The organism is [Scytonema hofmanni] UTEX 2349 (genome assembly GCF_000582685.1).
Taxonomy (GTDB): Bacteria; Cyanobacteriota; Cyanobacteriia; order Cyanobacteriales; family Nostocaceae; genus Hassallia; species Hassallia hofmanni.
This window is the reverse complement of record NZ_KK073768.1, coordinates 740,599-748,408: the sequence shown is the minus strand read 5'-3', so window position 1 is coordinate 748,408 and position 7,810 is coordinate 740,599. Positions and strand designations below refer to the sequence as shown.

5 protein-coding genes are annotated in these 7,810 nt (G+C 40.3%); 1 reads left to right on the top strand and 4 read right to left on the bottom strand.

Annotated elements, in window-relative coordinates:
* The coding region (locus tag TOL9009_RS42110) for a HEAT repeat domain-containing protein (RefSeq protein WP_221928641.1) at positions 1-2,703 on the bottom strand (2,703 nt) is incomplete at its 3' end.
* Between the two features lie 475 nt (positions 2,704-3,178).
* On the opposite strand from TOL9009_RS42110, the gene TOL9009_RS0108340 reads away from it, so the two are divergent.
* Entirely contained in the window at positions 3,179-3,802 is a 624-nt protein-coding gene (locus tag TOL9009_RS0108340) for a Uma2 family endonuclease (protein ID WP_051502843.1), read from the top strand.
* A 52-nt stretch (positions 3,803-3,854) separates the two neighbouring features.
* Here the strand turns inward: TOL9009_RS0108340 and TOL9009_RS38580 are convergent, their stop codons facing one another.
* From TOL9009_RS38580 to TOL9009_RS38575, 3 genes are all read right to left on the bottom strand, one after another.
* A complete protein-coding gene (locus TOL9009_RS38580; protein ID WP_242055084.1) occupies positions 3,855-4,058 on the bottom strand; it encodes a transposase family protein in 204 nt (67 codons plus the stop codon).
* A 118-nt stretch (positions 4,059-4,176) separates the two neighbouring features.
* On the bottom strand, positions 4,177-5,295 hold the full coding sequence (locus TOL9009_RS0108330) for a mechanosensitive ion channel family protein (protein ID WP_029632398.1): 1,119 nt from the start codon (positions 5,293-5,295) through the stop codon (positions 4,177-4,179).
* A 575-nt stretch (positions 5,296-5,870) separates the two neighbouring features.
* The gene (locus TOL9009_RS38575) at positions 5,871-7,775 is read right to left on the bottom strand and encodes an aminotransferase class I/II-fold pyridoxal phosphate-dependent enzyme (RefSeq protein WP_051502842.1); all 1,905 of its coding nucleotides are present in this window, start codon (positions 7,773-7,775) and stop codon (positions 5,871-5,873) included.
* Positions 7,776-7,810: the final 35 nt, after the last annotated feature.

The following is a 7,810-nucleotide window of genomic DNA, read 5'->3' as shown; positions in this document are numbered from 1 at the left end:
CTTTCCCAATGCCCAAGCGGCACTACGACGCACATCAGAATTATCATCTTTGAGACACCCCAGAAGCCCTTGCAGTACCGATTCTGAGGTGTTATCTAACTCTCCCAATGCCCAAGCGGCATTACTACGCACATCAGAATTATCATCTTTCAGACACCCCAGAAGCGCTTGCAGTAACGACTCTGAGGGATTACCTAACTTGCCCAACGCCTGAGCGTTACCAATCTTGACCACCGCCTGAGCGGCACTAAGACGCACATCAGAATTATCATATTTCATACACGCTACAAGCGCTTGCAGTAACGACTCTGAGGGATTACCTAACTTGCCCAACGCCTGAGCGTTACCAATCTTGACCACCGCCTGAGCGGCACTAAGACCCACATTAGAATTATCATATTTCATACACTCCACAAGCGCTTGCAGTACTGGCTCAGAGGTGTTACCTAAGTTGCCCAACGCCTGAGCGGCATAATAACGCACATCATAATCATCATCTTCCAGCAGACACTCCAGAAGCGCTTTCAGTACCGACTCTGAGGCATTATGTAACTTACCCAACGCCTGAACTGCACGACGACGCACATTAAAATTATCATCTTTCAGACACGTCACAAGCCCTTCCAGTACTGACTCTGAGGGATTACCTAACTTGCCCAACACTTCAGCCGCATAATAACGCACATCAGAATTATCATTTTTCAGACACGTCACAAGCCCTTCCAGTACTGACTCTGAAGGATTACCTAACTTGCCCAACACTTCAGCCGCATAATAACGCACATCAGAATTATCATTTTTTATACACGCCACAAGCTCTTGTAGTAACGACTCTGAGGGATTACGTAACTTGCTCAATGCCTCAGCGGCACTACGACGCACACGAGAATCATCATCTTTCAGGGCTATGAGAAGACCATCAACCGCAGATTTAGCTGTTGCTGCCATTTTACTTAATTCTTCAACGGCATGTAGCCTATCATCTTTATCTGGAAGCCAAAGGTTACTGATAAAGCGTCGAATCCGTCGCTTCTGTTGTTCTTGCTTTAACGCTTCCAAATCTAGCCCTGCGAGTTTGCCTAGTTCCTCTGCCACGAAACTGGGTACTTTGGCTTCTGTACCTTTTGCCAGACAGCAATCTCTCACTGCTAGCAGAAAACCTTTAATTTCTTCCCGTTTGTCTGAATTTGAGTCTACTTTCGCGAAAAACTCGCGCCAGCTTGCTTCTTTTTCATTGTAATTTTCTACCAAGTATAGTCCTGCTAAATATTCAGCCAAAGGATCTAGAGCAAACCTAATTGTGCCTGATTTTCCTGACTTAATTAAATGGAGTTTTTCCTCAAAATACTTAAGGGAGTTATCAGCTTCTTCCCTACTCAAGGCAGCAATCACAGATTTACGCTCTACATAACTTGGCTTATAGTCCCGCTCAAGACATTTCCAAGCAATGAGCTTGGCATCGAATTCAAGTGTATGATATTCCTCATTGGTGCGTCTTTTCTCGTCCTCATAGAGCTTTTTTAAGTGGTCAATTATCAAGTCAGGGATATTATCAAGGGAACGCTCCCTGTTTGATGGATTTTCCTTAGCATTAATCATTCGCTCTGCATACAGTTTCGCCAGCAAAACTATAATTGTTTTCTTCTCACCCACTATGCCTGCAAGTTGGGCACATTCTTCCAAAAACTCTTGTTGATCCTCCTGAAAAAGTTGCCACTTTTTGCGCTGTTTCAAATACTTATTGATAAAGCCTACTAACTTCTTCCCATCGTCGAACCGGAGAATCCTAATCTTGTTGTCAATTCCGTTAAATTTTTCTTCAATTCGTGAGGTAATTACCAAAGCATTCGCTGGAAACTCTGGAACTTCAGGATTAATCTTTTCACGAGTTTGTTGACTCATTTCCGAGAAATGATCGACAATCAAGAGAATGCGGCGTTGTCGTAAAAGTTGTTCTACTAGCAATTCATCAACAATCTTTTGTTCGCCGTCGCTCATCTCCTGGATTTGTCCTACAATGACTTCCATCAAAGGCTTCATGCCTTCCCCTGACTGCAATTTCAGTTCTTGCTCAATTAAAACTGGTAACATTAAGTGTTGAGTCAGGCGTTTGGACTTGTCCTTTATCATTGCCCATTTCGCAATCTGACAAGCAATCGTTGTTTTTCCTGAACCTCCCTCTCCCCAAATCAAAAGCCGCACGCGCTTTTCTTTTTCAAAAGTTTTCCTCAAGTCTTCCGTTGTCAGTTCTTCAATCTCCTGCTTATTTAACTCCACAGGCAGAGAAACGTAATCCTTGCGCTCATCAACGGTTTCATTTTCCTGGAATTTTTTATCGAAAGTATCAATGTGTTTCTCAACCCAAGCATCCAGCACTCTGGGACGGTATTTGAGCCAAATTACAAAACCAAGTGGTAGTTTGAATTCTGGAAACATTCCTAACTTAGGAACCTTCAATTCCGCAGGTAGCCGTAGTAGCCAAAGCGGAGAGAACCAAAGAACTCCCACGTACAAAACTCCAACACCTCCAAGAATTGCCAGCACTACAGTCAATGGCAGATCCGACTTTTTATCATCATCAGATTTTTCCCCTTTCTCCTGCTTTTCCTGCTGTGTCGGTGTAGTCTTTTTAACTTCAGCAGGTTGACTCGCTTGGGGTGTAGACTTGGCAGGTGTTTGAGCGTATATTACAGCGCTTTTCAAATGGATAGACCTCTCTCCAAACCTCTCTCCTATGAGGAGAGAGGCTTTGATTCCCCCTTCCCTGCCTGCGGCACGCTGCGCGAACATAGGGAAGGGGGTTAGGGGGTTAGGTCTGCGTGTGGTCTGTTTAGATGAAAACTGCTGTAAGATATTATCCTGCTTAGTGTTCGCCTGCGCCCAATTGTGACTTGTCAACAACAAGGGAAATGAAACTCCCAACAGGGCAACTTTCAAGAATGCTAAGAAAGGTTGATTAGCGTGCTTGGTCATAAACTAGACTCAGCGCAAGGCAAATAGCAACAATATTTTGTGCTAATTCTAACCTTTTTCCTGGGTGAGCAAGCGATCGCCTGAATCTTTGATTTTATCCCCAACAGGCGATCGCACCGAGGGCTTACTCCCAAAAAAAGTTAGAATAAACAAATTGCCCGACAAAGCTGATTATTTCTCATCAGGCATGTGACTGGATACTTTTATGACCTCAGCAGCGATGTCTGACGACAAGCCGCAAAGCGTCTACGCTATACCCACAAAGGAATCACCCCTTTTGTTTGAGGGAATGACCTGGAGAGAATTCAAAGCCATTGAGCAGTTATTAGACCGTCCAGGATATCGGCTGTCTTTCCTAGATGGTGTTTTGGAGATCCGAAAAATGCCTGGAGAACCCCACCAAACCGTTAAAGAAAGACTCAGCGCATTGTTGGAACTTTACCTGCTCATGGCAGGATTTGACTTTACTCCAACAGGCTCAATGACCTTGGAAAGTGAATCAGGTGCTGTCAAGCGAGAAGCAGATAAATCTTATAAACTGGCTCCTGGTCGAGTGCGTCCCGATTTGGCGATCGAGGTGGTGTTTACCAGTGGCGGAATTAACAAACTGGAGGCATACAAGCGGCTCTTGATTCCAGAAGTGTGGTTCTGGGAAGATGGTGTGCTAGAAGTGTATCATTTGCGTAACAAGAGCAATATACCCCACTATGAAAGGGTTTCCAGTAGTGAGGAGGTCAAAGGGATCGATCTTGATTTGTTGTTACGCTGCATTAATATGGTAAATCATGTTGATGCCATCAAGACTTTTCAGCAAGCGCTTCAAGAATAGCTTATCTAGTAGACATAGGAGTGAAAACTATCAAAGCTTTGCTGTGACTAGCTCATAAGATGCAAGCGGTTGTCATATGCCTGAGATAAACCAAAGTCAAAATTATTTGTTCTGGTATTGATAATTTAGGTTTACGACCACCTCCACCTGTAATAATTCTAATTTTCTTGGATTCTATCAAAGCTTGTTTTTCATCATGCGATCGCCCTGCATTTTGAATTAATTGTTGTAGATGTTCGTAATGTAGACCAATCAATCTCTGTGTTTCTTTCTTGTTCTCTTCAATGTGGTTCAGTATTTAACTCATATTTTCGTATCAAAAACTCATCATTCTATTCTTTTATCATATGATAATACTATTTTGGAGATGTATATTAATTGTTGAGTGCTTGTAGACTCTGTTTATACTTTTCTGGGTCTGTTCTAAGTTCCACATGCAGGAAATCAATTCCCTCTTTCTCCAGTAAGTCTAATATGGATAAATTTAAGTTCTTTTCCGCATCAAAATAGAGATTATCATCATTCACAAATGCGATAACTTCAATGACGCGCGAATTCTGTTCAATTTTTTTGAAGCGAACTGTACATAATGGAAAAAAGCCAGGAATCGACTTAGGCATTTCTTGAATAGCATCACAAATCATGGCAGTTTGCTTTGCGGAAATACCATCAATTTTGAGAATTATATTAATGCCCCACTTTAACTCTTCACCTGGATTTTGTGACCAATTCTCCACAATTCCAGAAATCATTTTAGAATTGGGCATTTTCATGATCGAACCCCACTTAGTTAGATGCAGGGTTGTGGTTCTGAACCCAATACTGAGTATTTGCACAAAACCGTCTACTCCTGATATTCCTACCCAGTCACCTTCTCTATAGAGATTATCAGAGTAGATAATCAATGTACAAAACCAGTCATAAACAATGTCCTTCAACAGCAAACCTAAAGTGATACCAGCACCACCTAATAGACCAACCAGTGCTGCTGCTGATTGTCCTAAAAAGATTTCACTTACCTTAATAGCGATTACGATAATTGCTGCCGATTGAAAAACTTTCGGCATCAACGGTCTCAGCAATTCATCAAGCTCAGTGTCAGTATGCAGCAACACGTTAGCAATTATCTGACCCAAGATGGAAGAGGCTCGATAAATAAAATATGCAACTATAAAAACAACTATTAAGTTGAGCGTCCTACCAATTGCTTCGCTCACTTGAGGTCCTATGTTCTGTGCCAGAATTTCCTTGGACAGCCACAGTCCAGCAATCAGAATCAACCAACTTAAAGAAGGTTTGAGAATCGAAATTAACTCATCGTCGAGGATACTCCTGGTTTTGCGAGTAAAGCGCTCAATAGTGTTAACAATAGCTGCAACAACAAATCGTCTCAACGTCTGTGTCAACGTCAGGACGATGATGACGGTAACTATTTTGCCAATGGGTATGCCGGAGTAATCGAGATTTTTCAGTGTGTTCCAAACTGCTTCCATAGGTTTAAGGGGTAATTGAAAGTTGATTTAACAAAGAATTTAATTCTTAGCTGAACAAACAATGACACTTTACTCTCTTTATTGAGTTTTAGCTCTTTTCAACTTTCTGTTTTTATTGTTTCTTCCGTTGGAAACTATCGCACATTTCAAGTCCCTGTATCAATACTTCTTAATTATTTTTTAATGACTGTTATAAGTAGATGTATAAATAAACGCTCCTCAATGTAGTAACGGCTACCCTACGGGAAAGCTCCGCTAACAGCCGTTAAAATCCTTGCTTTGATATCATGTGCGTTTAATTAACAGTAATAAAAACCTACCTACCGTCCCAAAGACGTTCTACTTCTTACGTCTCTAGATTTGCGCTCCCATGATATGAGCGGTAAACCGCTCAGTACGATCCAAGGGTAGGCACTACCTACCGTTCGCTCAAAGCATTATTTTTAGGTTTTTGGCAGTGCCCATCCTACACTTATTGAGAGTTGATTTAAACTTTAAGCTTGGCAAAGAATTAACCCAAACCATTGAGCAGAAATACTACCAACTGGTGTTGGGTTTCGTTGCCTTAATCCAACCTATAAAATACTCTGCTTCTGCAAAATCACTAGCTCGTGGTTGCAGCTTTTTAACACACTGATTCTTGCTTTTAAAACTTCTTGCCACATATTGATTGCACAATAGTTTTTGATCGGTTTGTAATACAAATCATCATCTTCGACTCTAAGAACAACAGCAAAAATACCACCTGGCTTAAGAACCCGAATCAGTTCCTCAAAAGTTTCTAAGGGAACCTGATTGCGAGTGAAAACCCCAGTTGACACTAAAGCATCAAATGTATTATCTGCAAAAGAAAGAGTATTGCCCAACTCTTCTAGATGCAAAGCGTTGTATATATCCAAGTCTTTTAATATGTCTAAAGACTGTTGGCTAATATCAAGTCCTTGGAGGTTTTTGAAACCGTAAGAACTGAGTTCTCGACCTAATAATCCTGTACCACAGCCAATATCTAAAATCAGATCGTCTTTCTTTAAATAAGATATTAGGGTGTAAGCAATATGGTTGAGTAAAATCGTCCAGCCGTTATCGTAATGTTCTTGATCATAAAATGATACCCAATTATCGTATTTACTCCTGACTTCTTGGATATTTTCAAAGTAATCTGTCAATCCATTTGCATAATCTTGATGATTTTCTTCTCTGAGAATTTTATACAGAACATCTTTCATAAGATAGCCTATTAAATTGAGATCGTCGAAATCAAAATTTGATGGCAACCTGATATCGCAAGCAGAAGAAATAATAGATTCTGTTTTTTCTAAAGTGGGTATTTCCGTAAATGAGTATTGCCAGTTTTTGTAATAACGAGAATTATCCGCTCTACCAAAAATTTGGATTGCAACCCCCCTCTCGCTAGTTTGTTGAACAAATTTATCAACTTGTTCTGAAGTTAATCCCAAAAGATTAAATTGCAAACTGTCAGGTGCATGTTTCACTTGTTCTAAAGGAGAGGGAATATAAATATTCCTGACAGAATTTAGAATTTCTACTAACCGATGATACTTTTGTCTACCTTGAGATATTTTGTTTTCTAAAAATTCTATCTGTGGTCTCAATACAGCAGCAGTTAAGTTACTCATTCGCAAACTGAAGTTGGGAACATGAGGCTTCATTTGTTCAAACAAATTGTCATCAACTGGACGAGCAAGATGTTTCTTGTACAATTTTTCGTAAGAACCTGCTGCCAGAATACAATAAGCTGCCAATTCTTCGTTATTGGTAGCAATTAAACCACCTTCACCAGAGTTGAGTAATTTATAGCTTTGGGTACTAAAGCAAGCAATTTGCCCATGATATCCTACTAGTTTTCCATCCCATTCAGCACCTAGACTATGAGCGCAATCTTCTATTAAATAAATTCCCGCTTGCTCGCAAATATTTCTTACAGTATCTAAATCTGATATATGTCCTCGCATATGGGACAGAACAAAAAACTTTGCGTCTAGATGATCTGCTATTTTACGTTTTAAATCTTCAATATCAATTACATATCCAGAGTTACATTCCACGTAAATGGGAATTCCACCAGTATGAACGATACTACTAGGAACTGCTGTGAAGGTAAAAGCATTAGTCAATACTTTATCTCCATACTTGACCCCACCTGCTTTCAGGGCTAAAAAGATAGCACTTCCACAGGAATTAACTCCAACAACATACTTGTGTTTCGTGTAGAGACTAAACTCATATTCCAGTTTAGCTACTTCAGTTGCCAGTTGCTCATCTTCATCATTTAACTCATCAGAGTTACTATAATTGCTCAAATCATCTGAAAAATTATAGCGATAAAGTCTTCCATGCTGCATTAATTTTATTGCTTGCCGAATACCTTTTTCAGGAATTTGGTCAGGGGTTTTAAAGCTTTTATGGAATTGAATCCCTGATTTTTGTTCGTCTTCTACTGGAATAGTATTAGGTTGCATTGTTGATGTTCTCTATTTTTAAAGTTCGTACTTAT